Annotated in this window: 10 protein-coding genes; 6 read left to right on the top strand and 4 right to left on the bottom strand. The window is 62.8% G+C overall.

The genetic code is table 11. The annotated features are described in order from the left end of the window. The first annotated feature begins 571 nt into the window (after positions 1-571). The 3 genes from ACE191_RS00215 to ACE191_RS00225 are packed head-to-tail and all read left to right on the top strand — an operon-like array spanning position 572 to position 9,807. Entirely contained in the window at positions 572-3,847 is a 3,276-nt protein-coding gene (locus tag ACE191_RS00215; protein ID WP_400190158.1) for an RHS repeat domain-containing protein, read from the top strand. Between the two features lie 24 nt (positions 3,848-3,871). Beyond that, positions 3,872-9,394 (top strand): DUF6443 domain-containing protein, encoded by a 5,523-nt coding sequence (locus ACE191_RS00220; protein ID WP_400190159.1) that lies wholly within the window; start codon positions 3,872-3,874, stop codon positions 9,392-9,394. Continuing rightward, positions 9,391-9,807: a hypothetical protein gene (locus tag ACE191_RS00225; RefSeq protein WP_400190160.1), complete on the top strand. Its 417-nt coding sequence runs from the start codon at positions 9,391-9,393 to the stop codon at positions 9,805-9,807. Before ACE191_RS00220 ends, ACE191_RS00225 begins: the two co-directional genes overlap by 4 nt. Before the next feature lie 143 nt (positions 9,808-9,950). On the opposite strand, the gene ACE191_RS00230 is transcribed toward ACE191_RS00225, so the two are convergent. Beyond that, a complete protein-coding gene (locus tag ACE191_RS00230) occupies positions 9,951-11,306 on the bottom strand; it encodes a YfcC family protein (protein ID WP_400190161.1) in 1,356 nt (451 codons plus the stop codon). A gap of 130 nt (positions 11,307-11,436) precedes the next feature. Between ACE191_RS00230 and ACE191_RS00235 the strand changes: the two genes are divergently transcribed. The 3 genes from ACE191_RS00235 to ACE191_RS00245 all read left to right on the top strand — a co-directional run bounded on the left by ACE191_RS00235 (position 11,437) and on the right by ACE191_RS00245 (position 14,445). Then, positions 11,437-11,685 carry a hypothetical protein gene (locus ACE191_RS00235; protein WP_400190162.1) on the top strand — a complete coding sequence of 83 codons (249 nt, stop codon included), beginning with the start codon at positions 11,437-11,439 and terminating at the stop codon, positions 11,683-11,685. A 152-nt stretch (positions 11,686-11,837) separates the two neighbouring features. Continuing rightward, complete coding sequence (locus ACE191_RS00240) at positions 11,838-13,364, top strand: glycosyltransferase family 39 protein (RefSeq protein WP_400190163.1); 1,527 nt, start codon at positions 11,838-11,840, stop codon at positions 13,362-13,364. A gap of 19 nt (positions 13,365-13,383) precedes the next feature. Next, complete coding sequence (locus ACE191_RS00245; RefSeq protein WP_400190164.1) at positions 13,384-14,445, top strand: alpha/beta hydrolase family protein; 1,062 nt, start codon at positions 13,384-13,386, stop codon at positions 14,443-14,445. A 366-nt stretch (positions 14,446-14,811) separates the two neighbouring features. Here the strand turns inward: ACE191_RS00245 and ACE191_RS00250 are convergent, their stop codons facing one another. The 3 genes from ACE191_RS00250 to ACE191_RS00260 all read right to left on the bottom strand — a co-directional run bounded on the left by ACE191_RS00250 (position 14,812) and on the right by ACE191_RS00260 (position 18,288). Continuing rightward, on the bottom strand, positions 14,812-16,461 hold the full coding sequence (locus ACE191_RS00250; RefSeq protein WP_400190165.1) for a M20/M25/M40 family metallo-hydrolase: 1,650 nt from the start codon (positions 16,459-16,461) through the stop codon (positions 14,812-14,814). Between the two features lie 99 nt (positions 16,462-16,560). After that, the gene (locus ACE191_RS00255; RefSeq protein ID WP_400190166.1) at positions 16,561-16,917 is read right to left on the bottom strand and encodes a CZB domain-containing protein; all 357 of its coding nucleotides are present in this window, start codon (positions 16,915-16,917) and stop codon (positions 16,561-16,563) included. Between the two features lie 54 nt (positions 16,918-16,971). Next, positions 16,972-18,288 carry a PAS domain-containing protein gene (locus tag ACE191_RS00260; RefSeq protein WP_400190167.1) on the bottom strand — a complete coding sequence of 439 codons (1,317 nt, stop codon included), beginning with the start codon at positions 18,286-18,288 and terminating at the stop codon, positions 16,972-16,974. Positions 18,289-18,423: the final 135 nt, after the last annotated feature.

Below are 18,423 nucleotides of genomic sequence, written 5' to 3' on the forward strand. Positions count from 1 at the left end.
CTAATGAAAGAACCGCGCGTCAATCGAAGGTTGGGGCGACATCGTGCAGAGCCCGGGTGAGTGGCCACCGGTAAGTTCCAAAGCCAGCGGATGTACGGGTGGACAGTATTTAAATACTTGATAATCATTGAATTAATTTTTTAGTTAAATTTTTTATCGGAATAGTTTTATTTACTAACTGACTTAGTTATCTTTAGCTCAATAACCGGTTTTTAGTGCCTTTTTCTGGTGTTTATTATCCCACTGCCCTATGAGACATAGTGCTAGGATAGCCCTGCTATGGGCTTTAGTATTTGGCGCCGCCATCTGCAGCCAGAGCCAGAGCCCCCTGCCCGCCGCGCTCTTAAATCGCAACATTCTACCGCCTTCTCCCGATGCGGCAGCCCTCGGTAAGTACGGGGAAGTCCCGGTGAGTCTGTATACCGGAGTCCCTTCCATTGAGGTGCCGTTGTTCAACGTGGCGGGCCGCGAGGTAGCACTGCCTCTGAAGCTACAGTACCACGGCGGGGGCGTCCGGCTGGACCAAAAAGCCTCGTGGGTAGGATTGGGCTGGACGCTCTCGGCCGGGGGCGTGGTCACCCGCACCTGCCGCGGCATCGACGACTTTGCCTCCAATGGGTTTGCGGTAGGCGCACCCGAGGTGCCGGTTGAAATTCCCCATCGATGCGGGACAGATCGGACAGCAGGTACTCCTGATTACTACACCTACGCCGACGAGATTTTGAAAGGCAGGATGGACAGCCAGCCGGATCTGTTCACTTTCAATTTCCTGGGGTACTCGGGCTCGTTTATGCTGGACCGGCAGGGGAAACCCCACCTTATCACCCAGCAGCCGCTGCGCATTGAGTTACTCCCCGCGAGTGGTTGGCAGATTACCGCCCCTGATGGCACCCGCTGCCTGTTCACCGCAATCGAAAAGTCGCAGCCGCTGACGGCTTCGGGCTATCTGCAGGGCGTATCGGCCTGGTACCTGACGCAGGTTATTTCGCCGACCAACGAAACGATTACGCTGCAGTACCGTGACTATCAGGCTCAGCTCGATTATACCGCGGTTGGGCAGGGCGCTACGGCCAGTACCCGGGGGCACTACCATAGCTGCGGTTCCAGCGCTACATACGGAGCTAACTGCGATTTTGCGCCCGTTCATCTGGAGGTTCATGAGCGGCCCAGCACGCTGATAGATGGCAAGTACCCGCGGCGCATCTGGTGCGGGCGCACCCGGGTCGATTTGTATAGCACCGCCGGGCGCCTGGATGCCGCCGGCCTGCATCGACTCGATTCGGTGCAGATCAAGCATCTCGACGACAGCACCCGTTATCGGACTTTCCGCCTTGGCTACGGCTACTATGCGAACCGCTTGAGTTTGCAGGCGGTGACGGAAGTTGGCTACGCCGACGGGCATTCGCAACGGGAAGCACCGTATCAGTTTACCTATCACCAGGTCTTCGGCACTGGCAGTACCACGCCCTTTAGTGCGGCCATTGACCGCTGGGGCTACTACAATGGCAGGCCCAATATGCTGCCTTTCGTAGCCTTTCGTGACCAGACAGTTAACCTTTCGGGAGCTGACCGGGAGCCCGACAGCCTGTATGCCAAGTTTGGGTTGCTGCGCCGCATTACCTACCCTACGGGCGGGCATACAACCTTTGACTTTGAGCTGCACGATTTCAGCAATATCGCAGCCGATGAGGCTTACTACCTATTGCCCCCAGTGCGGCAATCCGTTTGCACTAGCCAGCCCGATCCGCTTACCAGCCAGCCCTCCTGTGGGCAAATGGCCAGCACCGGCTTTTTTCGCATCACGCACCAACAGAAAGTGGCGTTTGAGTGGCAAATCACGGGCGAAGGGGGCTTGGAAGATCAGGAAATCGAGGCAGTCATCACCGACTCTCTCACCGGGAGCTACGTTGCTACGGTTTATTACACCAAATCGGGGTCAGTGTCCCTACCTGCTGGGCTAATTGAGTTGCCGGCGGGTTCGTACCGGGTAGTTGTGGCGTTTGCCAACAGCGTAAGTGCCTTTGTGCAGGGGACGCTCAACTTCACGTATCTGGTGCGCAAGCGCCACGCCATGTTCGCCCGACAGGGTGGCGGTACGCGTATCCGGCGCGTGCGCAGCTACGACGGTATCGACCACGCCCGCGACCTGGTGAAGGAGTATTACTACTGCAACCAGCAGCGCACCCGCTCTACGGGGAAGTTAGCCAATGACTTAGCGTTCAGCACCTGGGATGACCGGTGGTCATTCCAGGTGGAAGGCGGTTTTGGCTGGGTTCGGTCCCGTTACCTGATGCGCTCAGCCAACGATGTGCACGCGGCGAGTGGGACGGGCCCGGGTACTTCAGTGGGCTACGACACAGTGACGGTGCTGCAGCGGGGGGGCGACCAAACATTGAAGTCGCAGTATACCTTTCTCAATAAGGCCCCGCTGCGGGTTTCCCTGGGAGAAAATGTGAGCGAAAATCCAGGCTACGCTACGGGCTTCAACTACTTCGAGCAAAACGGCCGCCAGCTCGCCGCCCTCGACTGGGTTTTGCCCGCCGGGGCCAGCGCGTGGACCCCGGGCGTGGGACGGTTGGTGCGCCGGCAGAATACGTTTTATACCGATAGCATTGTGGCTACAATCTACGGCCTGAGCGTAGCAGGCAGCCTGGGCAACCTCGATGAAACCAAGCCGGCGGCTTGCCGGGGCATCATCTCCCAGCGCTACAAGATTGAGGCGTACTGGAGCCCGCGAGTGAAAGAGGAAACTCATCTGTACGACGAAACGGGCCAGGCTTTTACCACTACCACGCGTTGGCGCTACGACAACCTGGTGCATCAGCAGCCTACCCGGCAGGAGGTCAGCACCAGTGATGGGAGCTGGGCCGTGACGCGCTCTAAGTATGCCCTCGATTATGCAGCCGGAGTGGGAGCCGCCGAGTTGCTGCGGCAGCGGCACATCGTGAACGTTCCCCTGGAACAGCAACAGTGGCGGGAGGAAGCTAGCGGGCAAAGTAATGGACGTCGATGGCTGGGTGGCCGTACGACCAGCTTTACCCTAACGGCCAATGGCAATGTTGTGCCGCAGCGGATATACCAGGCGGATTTGCCGGCGCCTAAACCCTCGGTTACGGAGCCGAAAGACGCTGCCGGCTACTATACCGCTCTGATCGGCGACGCGTCCTACCAGCCCCGCGCGGTGCTGAAACATTATAGTAACGGTGCCCTGGCCGAACAACAGTTGGTGGGCGAGTCTCCGACCAGCTACCTCTGGGGCTACCACCAGAGCAAGCCGATAGCGGAAACAACCGGTTCCCCGGCGGCGCGGGTGGCTTTTACCAGCTTCGAGCCCGGAAGCATGGGCCGGTGGCAATGCGACTCAGTGGGTAGCCACCGCGTACTTGGTGGCCGCACTGGGCGGTGGGCCTACCGCCTCGACGGCACTTGGGGAGTGCGCCGGGATAATTTGCTGCCCGGCGAATACGAACTGCTTTTCTGGGCCACCCGCGAGCCGATTATCTACGTGCAGGGCGGGGGCACGCTACAGCCTAACCGCAAAGAGGTGGTAGCCACCGTCAACGGATGGCAGCAGTACCGACTCTACTTCACCTTGGCCTCGACCAACTCGCTAAACCTTGATGCTCCGGGCGGGCAGCCGCTGCTGCTGGACGAGGTGAGGTTGCATCCCCGCGGCACTCAAATGAAGTCGCTCACCTATGATCCGCTGGGAGGAGTCACGTCGCTGACCGATGCCGCGGGGCGCACCTTAACCTACGAGTACGATGCGCTTGGCCGTTTGCTACGGAGCCGCGATGAGCAAGGCCGCATTCTGACCGAGCAGGAATACCATTACGCTCAGCCCTGATTTTTCCGCTGAATCCTTTCGTTTATGTCCAGTATTTCTACCAGCCTGCCGCCGGTGTCGCGGCCGCACGGCTACCGCATTGCCTTCTGGGTGCTGATTCTGCAGCTGGCAGCTGGCCTAAGCGCCTCCGCTCAAGGGCTAGTCCCCGATTCCACGGAACTACGCGTTCTGCGCCAGCTCTACGAAGCCACGGATGGTGACCATTGGACGCGGCATGATGGGTGGCCGGCGGCAGGGCAGTGGCCGACGAACCTGACCAGCGCCGATTTCCGCACCTGGTATGGCCTGGAGGTACATGGCAACGACGTGTACGGCATCCATTTGACGAACAACAATTTGCGTGGGCCGCTGCCATCTTCTCTGGTAGACCTTGGGGCCGGGTTAGTGCAGTTGAATCTGAACAAGAACGCGCTGACTGGTACGCTGCCCCCGCGCCTGGATAAGCTGCGGCGCATCAGCATCTTCAACCTGGGTAACAACAACCTAAGTGGAGTATTGCCCGCTTCACTGGTGCGCATGCGCACGGTCTATATTTTAGGGCTCAACAATAATGGCTTCACTGGTTCGCTGCCTGATAGCCTCGGGAACCTGCGCAGCGCCGTTATTTTCAACCTGGGTTATAACCAGCTCAGCGGCCAGCTTCCTGCATCAATGGGGCAAATGACCGCCTTGAGCTACTGTCATCTGGACATTAATCAATTGAGCGGCCCGATTCCCGCCAGTATTGGCAGCTTCGGGAAAATGGCGCAGCTAACCATGCGTGGCAACCGCTTGAGCGGCCGCATTCCCGGCAGCTTACTACGGATCACCAGCACCTCTGCCCATCCCATCGTGCAGCTCGACGATAATCGACTGACCGATGTTGAAGACCCGGGAGCCGGCCCCTTCCCGGCTCAACTGAGCGTGCGCAACAACTACCTGGAATTTGGCGGGAGGGAAGCATTGCTGAGCGGCCCTAACCAACCCAAGCACGCCAGCTTGACTGCCACCGGTCAGAAGCAGGTGTTACTGGAGGCCGATACACTTTACCAGGTGCGCGACGCGGTAGTGACGCTGCACCGCTCGCTGCGCGGGAACCACAACCAGTACCAGTGGGAGCGACGCGTGGGGCAATATTGGTCGGCGATTTACGGGAAGAACGATACCACGCTGGCCATCGGGCACCTGAATGAAGCGGCCGAAGGCGAATACCGGCTGCGCGTTACCAACAGTTGGGTGCCGGGCGTTACCCTGTATACTCGTTCCCTCTACCTGAGCTTACTGCCTTATGCTCCTTTGCCCCTCAACGAGCCCGTCAGCGCGGGTTGCCCGACCCTAACTGAGGTGTACCAGCCGGCCGCAACGGCGGAAACCGGTACAATCAACTACGTGCGTACCTACACCGCCCGGCAACCCTTCGAGCAGTCCGTTGCGCTACGCACGGCCGGTAAGGAAGCCGTGCAGGTCAAGACCAACTACCTAGACGGCCTTGGGCGAACGGTGCAAACCGTGCTCCGCCAGGAGTCACCTGCGGGCCGCGACGTGGTGCAATTGACGCCACACGACGCCCTGGGGCGGCAGTCGCAGCAATTCCTGCCTTTCGCTGCGCCCGACACTTCCGGGCAAACCGGACGTTATCGTGCCAAAGCCCGCCGTGAGCAGTACGACTTTTACCGCACGCCTACCGCGCCCGGAATTGCGCCTACCGGCGTGGCCTTTGCCCAGACCGGGTTCGAAGCCTCGTCGCTAAACCGGGTGCTGGCGCAGTCCTCGGCGGGGGAAGCGTGGCAGATGAATAGCGGGCACGCTGCCGTGTTTGAGGAACGTAGCAACACCGCGGCCGACGAGGTGCAGCGCTGGATACCAGGTTACGGCAGCAACCGCGAAGACCTGACGCACGCCGGCAGCTACGGTCCGGGCAGTTTATGGGTGAAGCGCACCCGCGACGAGCAGCAGCAAACCACCGAGGCGTTTTTCGATAAAGAAGGAAGGCTGGTTTTAAAACGGGTTGCCCTTACCGTCAGCGCAGCCACTGCCGGTGACTGGCTCGATACCTACTACGTCTACGATGATTTCGGACGTCTGCGGGCGGTGTTGCCACCGCTGGCCGTGCAGCGCCTGCGCCTCACGGACTGGCAAGTCACCGGGGCCGGGTTAGAGCGGCTGCTGTTTCGCTACCACTACGACAGCCGGGGGCGGCAAACCGAAAAGCTGGTACCCGATACAGATTTCTATTCCTATACCGTGTTCGACGACCTCGACCGGCCGGTGCTGGTGCAGCACGCTACCCAACGGCCGCGCGGCGAGTGGCTGGCCACTTACTACGATGCACTCGGGCGAGTAGCCTACACGGCGCTGGTGCGCTTTCCCAGCCTGCAAATGCTCGCCGCGCCGGCGCGGCGCGATTCGCTGCAGGCCCGGGCGGCCCGGGCCACGCACATGTGGGAGTTGCCGAGCCCAGTTCGCCTGCTGGGCCGGGCCTATTACACCAACCGTACCTTTCCCGCTTTGGCGGCTTCCGATGCCCAACTGCTTTCCATTAACTACTACGACAGCTACGACTTCAACCAGAATCAGGTAGACGACGCGGCCTACCAGCCAGCCACTGCAATGCAGCTTGGTGGTAGTGTGCCGGAAGCCGATGGGCGCACGGCGGGCCAGGCCACTCGCGCGGAAGTGCGCGTACTGGAAGTGCCTGAATCGGCGCCCGGTGCCTGGCTCACTACCACTACCTTTTTTGACGCCGACCGCCGGGCCATCCAGGTGCAGAGTACCAACCCACGAGGCCTGCACGATGTGGTGAGCATGCGCTACGACTTTACCGGCAAGGTGCTATCCACTTACTTGGTTCACCACGGTCCGCAGGGGCTGGATTCCCTTGTCGTGCGGGTGCGGGAAAACTTCGGCTACGATCATGCCGGCCGGGTGCTGACGCAGGAGCAGTCGATTAATGACGCGCCGGCGGTGTCGCTGCTCCAGAACAGCTACAACGAGCTGGGGCAGCTGCGTCAGAAAAAGCTGGGCGGCGGACTGCAAACCGTGGATTTTGGCTACAACGTGCGCGGCTGGCTGACGCACATCAACAACCCCGCGCAGCCATTGAATGACGACCTCTTTGCCCTGGAGCTGCGCTACGATTGTGGCTTCAATACCCCGCAGTTCAACGGCAACATTGCCGGGCAAATCTGGCGCAGCCACAGCGACGATTTGCCCCGGGCTTACGGCTACCGCTACGATGCTCTGAGCCGGCTGCTGCAAGGTGACTTTGTGGCCCAGAGCCCGACCGGAATGTGGTCAGCCGAGCGCGGCAACTACCGCTTCTGGGGTGCGAGCTACGACGCCAACGGCAACCTGCTGACTTTGCGCCGGCGCGGACTGGTGCAGGAGGCTTCTCGCACCAGTCCGCGTCGCTATGCCGAGACGGATAACCTGCGCTATCATTACCGACCCATTGCCTCGGCCGAGCCCGTAAGCAACCGCCTGCAGCGCGTCGACGATCTGGCCCCCGCCGCCACAAGCTTTGGCAGCCTCCAGCCCGCGCGCCCCGATTTTGCCGACGGGGCTACCAGCGGCGCCTCGGCTGCCGACTACAGCTACAATGCTGCAGGTAGCCTCACGAAGGACGCCAACAAGGGAATTCAGCGAATCCGCTACAATCACCTGCACTTGACTGCCTCCGTTACCTGGGTTACCGGCGACTCACTGGTGTTTCGCTACACGGCGATGGGGCAGAAGGTAGCCAAATTGGCCTATACCAAGGGGCAGCCCCTGCCGGTGCGCACCGAATACCTAGGAGCCTGGCAGTACGAGAAGGACACCCTACGCTGGCTCAGCCACTCCGAGGGGCGGGCTTTGTACCTGCCCCGCCGGGTCACCGGACAATTCGTGCACGAGTTTTCAATTAAGGATCATTTGGGCAACTTACGAGTAGCCTTTCGCCCGGCCGACCCGGTTTCGTATTGGGCCTCGATGGAACTGACCCGCAAATCCACGGAAGAGCAGCAATTCGACTCCACCTCGGTGGCACGGGTGCGCACGTCTGTACCCGTAGGCTCTCCACTGCAGATTTCGCCCGGCAGCACTCACGTCGCTAAGCTCAACGCCGCCGTCGGCAAGCCCCTGGGGCCGCTGAAAATGCTGCCCGTAGGCAAAGGCGACGAAGTGACTATTAGCGCCTACGGTCAGTATCAGCAGCCAGTCCAGAATCCAAGCTTTGTCTTTTCCATGCTGGGCTTCGTGGCTTCACTGGTGCAACAGCAGCCCGCCTTGCCGACTGGCAATGAAAGCACAACCCGCCCACGTCCCCTGCCTTTCCTGGGTATTGGCTTGGCCCTGGTGCCCGCTCTGCAACAGCTCAGCGGAGGCGTGCCCAAAGGGTATTTGCGGGTGCTGGTATTCGGCAAGGACTCTACGCTGCTGAACTCCTACACCCAACAGCTTACGCAGGCCGCGCTCAACAACTACGAGCCGCTCAACATCCCCGTGCAGGCTCCGCAGGATGGTTACATTCAAGCCTACGTGGGCAATGAAAGCGATACGGACGTCTACTTTGACGACATCACCGTCAAGCATGCGCCTAGCTTGCTCGTGCAGGAAACCCAGTACGACCCCTACGGCTTGGAACTGGCCGGGCTGGCACGCCCGCCCGCGGGGGAGAACAAATACACGTGGAACGGCAAGGAACGGCAGGACGAATTCGGGCTAAACAGTCTTGATTACGGCGCCCGCATGTACGACCCGCAACTGGGGCGCTGGAACTCAATTGACCCATTAGCGGATCTGATGCGCCGTTACTCGCCGTACACTTTTGCCTTCAACAATCCGCTTCGCTTCATCGACCCAGATGGTATGGCGCCCTACGACCCGCATGTAACTTACCTTGCAAAAAACGGTAATATTCAGACGGTTAGTGAGGTAGCCTCATCCACTAAGTATGGCAAGGCGCATAATGGCGTGAGAACGGTGACCAGAACTCAGGAAACTGCTTCTGTTGATGTTCTGCAAGGCGGTAATGGAAGGATGCACCGTAGCAATCCGCGTACAACTACGGAGACAACCACTTCGACGCAGGCGTATGATGACGGGTCGAAGATGTGGAAGGATAATAAGGATGCCAAGACAACCACGACTGAACGAAAGGGATACAACATCGATAAGTTTGGCGACGTTGGGGCTGCTGCTGCTATGGTAGAGCATTACGGACTGCCCAATGGCAAAGACTTTTACAGCACTGTTAAAGATGAAGGCGTTGCTGGTTTAGGTGTTGCAGCTACTGGTGGTTCCCTACCAATGAGCGCAAGTGGAGTGCCTTTCCTAAAAGGAGTAGTAGACATTAGGGCGGTCAACTCTGCTCTAGAGAAGGTAGGTATGGGGCTTAGCGGTGCTACTCCAATCTGGGCGGGGATGTACGCAGGAAGCAAAGGCGCGCCTGATGCGTTAATATTGTCTGTGGGCAACTACAATGACAAATTCAACAGCTTTAATCAAATGCACCCTCCTGCTGTGCGAGCTATGCAGAACGCGTTGTATGATTACACAGTCGGCAACTTTTTAAAATTGTTCCAATGAAAGCCTTTGTAAGTCTGCTCATGCTAGGGCTAGGAGGCGTTCTGATCGGTGGGACGACTCTGCGCCTGAAGATGTACGGAGAAGCACACAACGACCAACGAAAACATTTGGGTATTCCCCTGGTCGAGGCTGATTGGCAGGCACATTACAGCCGGTCGAACGGAACCATTGAGTTTTTCGGCGATAACGTCTACGGACTAGGGCACGTCCGGAAGAGAATCCAGATAAATTACCTCAATGGCATCGAGAAGGAAAGCGACTTGTATGTTTTTAAGGGAGTTACGATGGATCTGGATTATACCTACGGCCAAAAAAAACCGTGGGATATAAGCTACTACCGGGGTGCAGAATGCATACAGCTAACCTACCAGCAGGCAATGGATTCGCTGGCAACGCTTAGCCGCAAACTATGAAGCTGTTTAATAAGGGGTACGCCGGGCGTTTTCAATACAAAAGACTCCCACGAAAGCGGGAAATTTGAGGTGCGACCCATCTCGTTTCCCGCTCACGAATGGCTACTTCTTAAACAGCTTCAATAACAACGCCCTAGTGTATTCTACACCCCCACCACAATCCCCACCACAATAGCCACCGCCGCCAGCCCCAGCAGCAGCAGATACAGCGGCAGCACGAACTTCCACCACTGGTCGAAGCGTACTCCGCAGGCGGCTATGATGGCCATGAGCGCACCGTTGGTGGGGGTTATCAGCTCACACAGGCCCGCGCCGTATTGGTAGGCCAGCACCGTTACCTGGCGCGACAAACCCAGCAGGTCCGACAGCGGGGTGAGAATGGGCATAGTGAGCACGGCTTGGCCACTTACGCTGGGCACGGGCAGGTGTAGCGCGGTGTGCACGCCCAGCATGCCCAGGGCCGATAGAGTAACCGGCAAATGCGCCAGCGGGGCCGACAGTCCCTGCACAATGGTGTCGACCACCTGCCCTTGCTCGAGCACCACGAAGATGGCCCGAGCAAAGCCGATGAGAATGGCCGAAAAGGCAATGTCGCGGAAGCCCGCAATGAACCCCTCAGCGGTGCCGGTGAAGCCCAGGCCGCCCAGCAAGCCGGCCGCAATGCCCAGGGCCAGAAACAGCGCTGCCATCTGCCCGAACACCCAGCCCAGCTCCAGCACGCCGTAGGCGAAGAAAACAAAAGTGACCAGCAGCAACAGCAGCACCAGGCCGTGGTAGCGCCCGCCCGCCGAGCCGGGGGAAGCAGCGAGCGTTTCCGCCTCGGCTTCGGCCGCAGTCAGTCGGTGGCGCAGGGCGAAGCGCAGGGTGCCGCCTATCCAGATGACCAGAGCCAGGGCCAAAAACACCAGGCGGAATCCGGCGCCCGAGAGCAGGGGCAGACCGGCCAGCTTCTGGGCAATGCCCACCTGAAACGGGTTCAGCGGGCTGAACGCCGCGCCCACGGCGGCCGCGCCGATGCTTACGGCTGCGGCCGTCAGGGCCGGGTAGCGCAGCCGGCGCATCAGTACCAGCAGCACCGGCACCAGCGGCACGATTTCCTCCTGCATATTTTCCAGTGCGCCCATGGTGGCAAACAGCAAGGCTACCACGGGAATCACCAGCGCCTCGCGCCCGCTCAGGTGCAGCAGCAGCCAGTCGACGCCGCGGCGCAGGGCACCGGTCTGGTCAACCACGGTAAAGGCGCCGCCGGCCAGGAACACCAGGAAAATCACGTCGGCGGCTTCCTGCAGGCCCCGGGGAATGGCGGTGAAGGCGGCCAGCGGGCTCACGGGCGAGGGCGCCACGCGGTGGTAGGAGCCGGCCACCACTACCTCACGGCCCGTGGCGGCGTCGGGGCGGCGCTCGAAGCGGCCGGCGGGCAGCACGTAGCTCAGCGCCACGGCCAGCAGAACAAAGGCAAAAAGCAGCACCAGCGGGTGCGGAAAGCGGAGCGTGGGCATGGCAAGGGCGACTGGAAAGGCCCAAACTACCCAAAGCCGGCCAGATACGGCCACTGCGCGCCGGGCTGGCCGGTTCGGGCAGGCTGTCGTATCTTCGGGATGAGGCACTGCGGGTGCCCGCGCGTGCTGCATGAACTTCGTCGCCTTCACTCAACTTCCGCTCGGTCAGCAGACCGACCACCTGCTGCGCGCCGGCCACCACCTGGCCGACCGCGCCGAGCACGGCTGCCGCCTGCAGCTCTACGCCCTGGGCGACTTCTACGCCGAGGTGTGGCGACTGGTGGGGGAGGAGCGGGTGCTGTTCATCAACCTGTTTCAGAAGCCCGCCCTGCTGCAAACCTGGCTCGACAGCGTGCGGCTGCCGGAGTGGGAGGAGTAGAGCCCAACCCGCGGCGGCCAGCCCGGCCGGCTGCCCGGGCTGGCCGCTATGCTGCGCACGTGGTGTCAGCCGGAGCTGCTGGCCCCGATGCGTGCTTGGCGTCCGCCGCTTTTCTGGCTTTCTTGCGCCGCCCGTCATCCCGGGCTGTGCCCATGAAGAGAGCTTTACCGCTGCTGCTGGCCCTGATTAAGTTTGCGTCGGGGCTGCTGCTGGCCAGCCCGGTCTACGAGCTGCACCGCGACGAGTACCTGTACCTGGAGCAGGGCCGGCACCTGGCCTGGGGCTACCTCGAAGTGCCCCCGCTGATTGCCGCCCAGGCTTGGCTTACGCACCTACTGGGCGGCAGCTACTTCTGGGTAAAGTTCTGGCCCCTGCTCTGGGGCGCCCTCACGGTGTACGTGGTGGCGCGCCTGGCCGCGCGCCTGGGGGCCGGCTGGTTTGGGCAGGCGCTGGCCGGGGCGGGCTACCTGGTGGCGGGCTACGCCCGGCTCAACTTCCTGTTTCAGCCCAACTCCTTCGAGGTTTTCGCCTTCACGCTGGCCGGCTATCTGCTGGTGCGCCACGTGCAGGACCCGCACCCGCGCTGGTGGTACGGACTGGGCGTGGTGCTGGGGCTGAGCTTCCTGAACAAGTACACCACCTTCTTTTTCGTGGCGGCCCTGGGCGCGGCCCTGCTGCTCACCCCGCAGCGGCGGGTGCTGACCACGCGCCACTTCTGGCTGGGCGCCGCCCTGGGGCTGCTCATCTTCGCGCCCAGTATTGGGTGGCAGCTCACCCACGGCATTCCGTTTCTGCGGCACATGAGCAAGCTGCAGGAGTCGCAGCTGGTGCACGTGTCGGTGGCCGACTTCTGGAAAGATCAGCTGCTGATGTGCTTTCCCGCGCTGTGGATCTGGCTGGCGGGGCTGCTGGCGCTGCTGCTGTACCGCCCGTTCCGGCCCTACCGCGGGCTGGCCGTACTGTGGGCGGCGGGCCTGCTCCTGCTCACGCTGCTGCACGGCAAAAGCTACTACGCCCTGGGCTACTACCCGGTGCTGCTGGCCTGCGGGGGGGCGTGGTGGGAGCAGCAGCTGGCCTGCGGGCGCTGGGGCGTGTACCTGCGGCCCGCGCTGCTGGCCTTGCCGGTGCTCATCATGCTGCCCCTGGCTCCCTTCGTGTTCACGCTCTGGCCGCCGACGGCTATGGAGGCGTTGGGCCGGCGCTACGCGGGGATGGGCCTCACCCGCTGGGAAGACGGCCAGGAGCACCCGCTGCCCCAGGACTACGCCGACATGCTGGGCTGGCGCGAAATGGCCGACAAAACCTACCAGGTGTACCAGTCGCTGCCCGACTCTACCCGGCTGCGGACGCTGATTCTGTGCGCCAACTACGGCCAGGCCAGCGCCATCAACTACTTCAACCGCCACCGCGCCATACCCGCCGCAACGAGTTTCAACGGCAGCTTTCTGTTCTGGTTTGCGCCCCCGCGGCCGCTGCGCAACCTGATCATCGTCGACGACGAGCCCGATAGCCTGGCCAGCTACTTCGGCAGCTACCGCCGCCGCGCCGAGGTGCTCAACCCCTACGCCCGCGAGCGGGGCACGCGCATCACCCTGGGCACCGAGCCCAACCAGGCCATTATCGACACGATATACGCCGAGCACCGCCGCGAGCTGGCCTCGTGGACCAATGGACGATAAAGATTGAAAAGCAACCCCCATGAAGTACCGTAAACGGTTTCTGCCCGCCCGTACCTGGCGGCCCCTGCTCCGGACCCTGCTGCTGGCCGTGGGCCTGAGCTGGACGGCCGTAGCCGGGCTGGCCCAGCCGGCGGCCAGAACCCCGGCCGATTTCGGCTACCAGCACCTGACCATTCCCGACGGTCGCGAGCAGGCCGAGGTGCTGGTGCTGGCCCGCAAGGGCGAAGAGCGGCTGCGCAAGCCCCTGCTGCTGTTCGTGCAGGGCTCCCTGCCGCAGCCGCTGATCAAGTACACTGCCACCGGCGCCTACCCGGTGTTTCCCTTCAACCCCGACCTGTTTACCACCGACTACCACCTGATCGTCATCAGCAAGCCCGGCATTCCGCTGGTGGCCGCGGTGGAAAAGCTGCAGCCCAACTTCAGCTACTTCGACCCGCAAACCCAGGCGCCGCCCACGGCCTACTGCCAGCGCAACTACCTCGATTACTACGTGGCCCGCAACGCGGCCGTGCTGCGGTACCTGCGCCGGCAGCCCTGGGTAGACGCCCGCCGCGTGGTGGCCGTGGGGCACTCCGAGGGCAGCACGGTGGTGGGCCGGCTGGCGGCCGAGAGTCGGGTGCTCACCCACGCGGTATACCTGAGCGGCAACCCCGCCGGGCGCATGGCCACCATCGTAGCCCAGCAGCGCGCGGCCGGCGCCGATGCCGCCGAGGCCTTTCGCCGCTGGGAGCAGATTGTGACCCACCCCGAGGAAACCAGCTGCACCAGCGGCGACGCCCCGCGCACCACGTACTCGTTTTCCGAGCCGCCGGCCCGCTACCTGCCTCGCACCCGGGTGCCGCTGCTGATTATGTACGGCACGCGCGATGCCGCGGCCCCGTTCAACGATGCGTTTCGGCTGGACATGATCCGGGAGCGAAACCCGCGTCTGCACTTCCGCGACTATTCGGGGCTGGAGCACAACTTCTTCGGCTTCAAGGACGGCCGCGTCGACTACGAGCAGTTTCACTGGGACGACGTGGCCCGCGACTTCCGGCAGTGGGTGCAGAACGCGGGAACGACCGCCGCCGGAAGCCGGTAAGAATTGCGGCCGCCGGCGCGTGAAACGGTTGCCGGGCCGCGCTCAGATCGGTTTCAGCGCGTTGAAACATTTCCCGGCCCATATGGGGATTTGTTTCATCGGTTTGAAACGAATTCCAGCCCGGGCACTAATTTGTTTCAGACCAGAAACAAATTTCGGTTCGCGTGAAAATTCGTTTCAGCGTGTTGAAACGAATTCAGCTCTCTGCGAGAATTTGTTTCAGGGCGCTGAGGCGTTTGCCCTGAGGCGCGCCGATACGCTTCCGCACGCCGGCGCGGGGCCCCGAGGCCGCCTGAAAGCCAAAACGCCCCGGCGGCTCCATCATTGAGGGAGCCGCCGGGGCGTCTTTGCGTGCAATCAGCGGGTTTACTGCTGGCCGAAGCGGCCGCCGAAAAAGTCGCCGGGCTTCCAGCGGGGGCGCTGCGGGTCGTTGGCTACCTGGTAGCCGATGAGGAAGTTGAGCTGCACGTACTTTTTGCCGGCCTCGAAATCGAAGGTGCCGCTCAAATCGTCCTGGGGCTTGTGGTAGGTCAGCTCGCGCCAGGCTTTCACGGTCTTGTCCAGGTCGTTTTTGCCGTCGGCGGTTTTGTTGCCGTACTTGATGTGCAGGGCCGGCACGCCCGCCTTCACGAAGCTGTACTGGTCGGAGCGGATAAAGCGGTTCTGCTCGGGCTCGGGGTCGGCCTCCACCACCAGGTTCAGGTAGGCGGCGGCGCGGTTCACCGGCTCGTCCAGGGTCGAGTGCTGGGCACCCAGCGGCACCACCGACAGCAGCGGGGCAATGATGGTGGGCATGTCGGTGTTCACGTTGGCCACCAGCTGCTGCCGGGGCACGGTAGGGCGCGCCGCGAAGTAGGCCGAGCCGAGCAAGCCCATTTCCTCGGCGGTTTGCAGCACAAACAGCACCGAGCGTTTGGGCTTCTGCTTGAGCTTGGCGTACACCCGCGCAATTTCCAGCACCGAGGCCACGCCGGTGGCGTTGTCGTGGGCGCCGTTGTAGATGGAGTCGCCCTTCACCGCGTCGCCGATGCCCATGTGGTCGAGGTGAGCCGAGTGCACCACGTACTCGTCGCGCAGCCTGGCGTCGGAGCCACGCAGCTGGCCCACCACGTTGTAGGAGTCGAAATCCTGGTAGGTGGAGCGCACCTCGGCGCGGGCCGCGTGGCCCAGGGCCGCCGAAGCCGGCTGGCCGCCGCGCAGGGCCGTAAACGCCCGGGCCGTGTCGATGGCCGAGGCCGCGAGCAGCGCGTGCAGGGTGGCGGCGTTGACGTTGCCCAGCACCTTCACGCCGCTGCCGCTGAGGTAGCTGCGCGAGGCGGCTACCTTGCCGTCGGGGCCCAGCACGCTGTAGGCACCGCACTTGAGGTTGGGCAGCGCGGCCTTGGGCCGGGTGGTGCCCACAATCACGCCCACCGCGCCGTGGCTGGCCGCGTTCTGGAGCACCGACATGGTGTGCTGGCTGGCGGCGGCAATGGTGGAGGGAAACGTGCGCGGCGCGCCGGCCACCACCACCACAATTTTGCCCTTCACGTCGAGGCCGGCGTAGTCGTCGTAGCCCAGCTCGGGGGCACTGATGCCGTAGCCCACGAACACCAGCGGGGCCTCGGCCTGCACGCTGGCTTCCTCGGGATTGGGGTAGAGCACGAAGTCCTGGCCCGCCTTCAGCGGCTGGCTCTGCCCCTGGGCGTTGCGCAACGCCAGGGTAGTGGTGGGCTGCACGAAGGCGCGGCGCAGGCGCACGCGCTGCACGTAGCTGCCATTTTCGCCCGCCGGCTGCACGCCCAGCTCCTTGAGCTGCTGGGTCACGTAGTCGACGGCCAGCTGGTAGCCGGGGGTGCCGGGCTGGCGGCCCAGCAGCTTGTCGTCGGCCAGGTACTGCACATGGGCCCGGAAGTCGTCGGGGCGCAGCTGCTGCAGGGCTTTGGCAACTTTTTTATCGACGGTGAGGGACTGCGCCGAGGCCAGGGAGGCCATCAGCAAACCGCCCCAGGTGAACAGAAAACGCGAAAAAGGCATGGCAGGAAAGCGAAGAAGAGTACCCTTGCGGGGTGGGTAGACGAGCGCAGAGGCGTCGGAATGCCGGGGTGCGTTGCATGGCCGGCCAAAACCGGGCGGCTAGTAGCCGACCCGGGTTTCCAGCTTTTGCAGCAGGTCTTCCATCTGGGCGGCGAAGGCATCGATGCGCTCGAGGCCGGCGCGGGCTTCCTCGATCTGGCCGCGCCGGTACTGGGCCACCAGCTCGCGGCCGGTGTCGAGCATGCGCTGCAGCGTCCGCTCCAACTCGCGCAGCTCGGGGCGGCCGCCGTACTGCGGAGCCGCCACCGTGCGGAGCCACTGCCCGAACGGATTTTGCTGCACCGAGAACAGGGCCTCGTCGGCCTCGCGCACGCCGTAGAGCACGGAGCGTAGCCGGGACTTGAAGAGCACCTGTTTGATGCGCGCCTGTTGAAAATCCAGGCTGGTTATGTCCATGAAACCGGGGTGGTGAGGAGCGGGGAGGAGAAAAGAGACGAGAGCAGGGCCGGACTACGCAAGGGTATCCGGCGCCGGGTTCTCCCGCGTGCCCAGGGTTTTGCGGGCCAGCACCAGGTCGGTTATCTCGTAGGCAAACACCATGATGCCGACGGCCACACCGGCTTCGCGGAACTGCTGGTAGGTGAAGTTGAAGTAAGTGGAGGTAAGCTGCCCGCTGCTGTCGCGCTCCAGCTGAATTTCGACCTCGCTGCCAAAGAAGGTTTCGCCGGTCTGGTACACCTTGTCGAGCAGCTGCACGAAGCCCTGGCCGACCACTTCCGGCAGGGCCTCGGCCACGGGCAGGCCCGCCAACTGGCGGTGCGGAAACAGCCGCTGGTACTGGGGGTTCACCAGGTCGAAGCGGTGCTCGGGTCCGCGCAGGATGCAGATGGCCGCCGGGGCTTCCATGAGCAGGGTGTGCAGGGTTTCGCGCTGGCTGGCGGCCAGCTGGTAGGCGGCGTGGGTTTGCTCGGCCGCCTGCGCCTGGGCTTCGTTGGCTTCGAGCAGCTCCTGCACCATCTGGCGCTGGTCGTGAATGTCGGTGGCGCCGCCCACCCACATGGAAACGTGGTTGTCGGCCCCACGGCGGGCCACGCCGCGCACCAGCACCCAGCGGTACTGGCCGTCGTGGCGGCGCAGGCGATACTCTACCTGGTACACCTCCCCCGAGGCTACCGACTCGTGCCAGCGCTGCTGCACCCGCGCGAGGTCCTCGGGGTGAATGTCGCGGGTCCAGCGCTGCTCAATCGATTCCTCCAGGCTGCGGCCCGTAAACTGCAGCCAGCGCGGGTTGAAGTAGTCGCGGTTGCCGTCGGGCTGGGCCGTCCAGATGAGCACCGGCAGCGAATCGAGAATAAAGCGGGTGCGCTGCTGCTGCTCGTCCAGCTCGCGCTGGGTTTGGGCATACTGCTGGGCGGCCAGGTGCTGCTCGGTCACGTTCTGGCTGCGCTGCAGAATGTAGCGCAGGCCGCCGGCCTCGTCGAGTACGGGGAAGTGGGTGGCCTGCCAGTACATTTCCTCGAAGCCCCCACCCTGCTCGGCCGGCAACTCCAGGTCGTAGCGGATCAGGGGCATGGTGTGGGGCTCCAGAAACCGCCGCACGTGCTCGTGGGAGGCGCGAATCACGTCGCCCTCGTTCATGTCGGCCGAGGGGTAGGCCTCGAAGAATGGCTTGCCCACCACCTCGTCGCGGCTTTTCAGCGACACGGCCACGTGGGCGTCGGTATTGTCGAGGATGGTGGCCTCGGCGTTGGGGGCAATCAGCAGGAAGTTTTCGGGCAAAGCCCGGAACAGGCTCTGGTAATCGATGGGTTGCGCGGAATCGGCCATGGGTGTTCGGCTGGCAGGAAGGAGCGGCCGGCATCAGCGGGCCTGAACAAGCCCGCTCGGGAAAACGGGCCGGTAAAGCTACGACCCCGCCGCCCAGCGCCCAAGCTCGGTTCGAATCTGATTCTGCCCGCCGGC

The sequence above is a fragment of the Hymenobacter sp. B81 genome (assembly GCF_044628455.1).
In the GTDB taxonomy this organism is placed as follows: Bacteria; Bacteroidota; Bacteroidia; order Cytophagales; family Hymenobacteraceae; genus Solirubrum.

Coding starts and splice junctions, on each gene's coding strand:
- ACE191_RS00220 (WP_400190159.1), top strand. CDS start 3,872: ATGTCCAGTATTTCTACCAGCCTGCCGCCGGTGTCGCGGCCGCACGGC.
- ACE191_RS00225 (WP_400190160.1), top strand. CDS start 9,391: ATGAAAGCCTTTGTAAGTCTGCTCATGCTAGGGCTAGGAGGCGTTCTG.
- ACE191_RS00230 (WP_400190161.1), bottom strand. CDS start 11,306: ATGCCCACGCTCCGCTTTCCGCACCCGCTGGTGCTGCTTTTTGCCTTT.
- ACE191_RS00235 (WP_400190162.1), top strand. CDS start 11,437: ATGAACTTCGTCGCCTTCACTCAACTTCCGCTCGGTCAGCAGACCGAC.
- ACE191_RS00240 (WP_400190163.1), top strand. CDS start 11,838: ATGAAGAGAGCTTTACCGCTGCTGCTGGCCCTGATTAAGTTTGCGTCG.
- ACE191_RS00245 (WP_400190164.1), top strand. CDS start 13,384: ATGAAGTACCGTAAACGGTTTCTGCCCGCCCGTACCTGGCGGCCCCTG.
- ACE191_RS00250 (WP_400190165.1), bottom strand. CDS start 16,461: ATGCCTTTTTCGCGTTTTCTGTTCACCTGGGGCGGTTTGCTGATGGCC.
- ACE191_RS00255 (WP_400190166.1), bottom strand. CDS start 16,917: ATGGACATAACCAGCCTGGATTTTCAACAGGCGCGCATCAAACAGGTG.
- ACE191_RS00260 (WP_400190167.1), bottom strand. CDS start 18,288: ATGGCCGATTCCGCGCAACCCATCGATTACCAGAGCCTGTTCCGGGCT.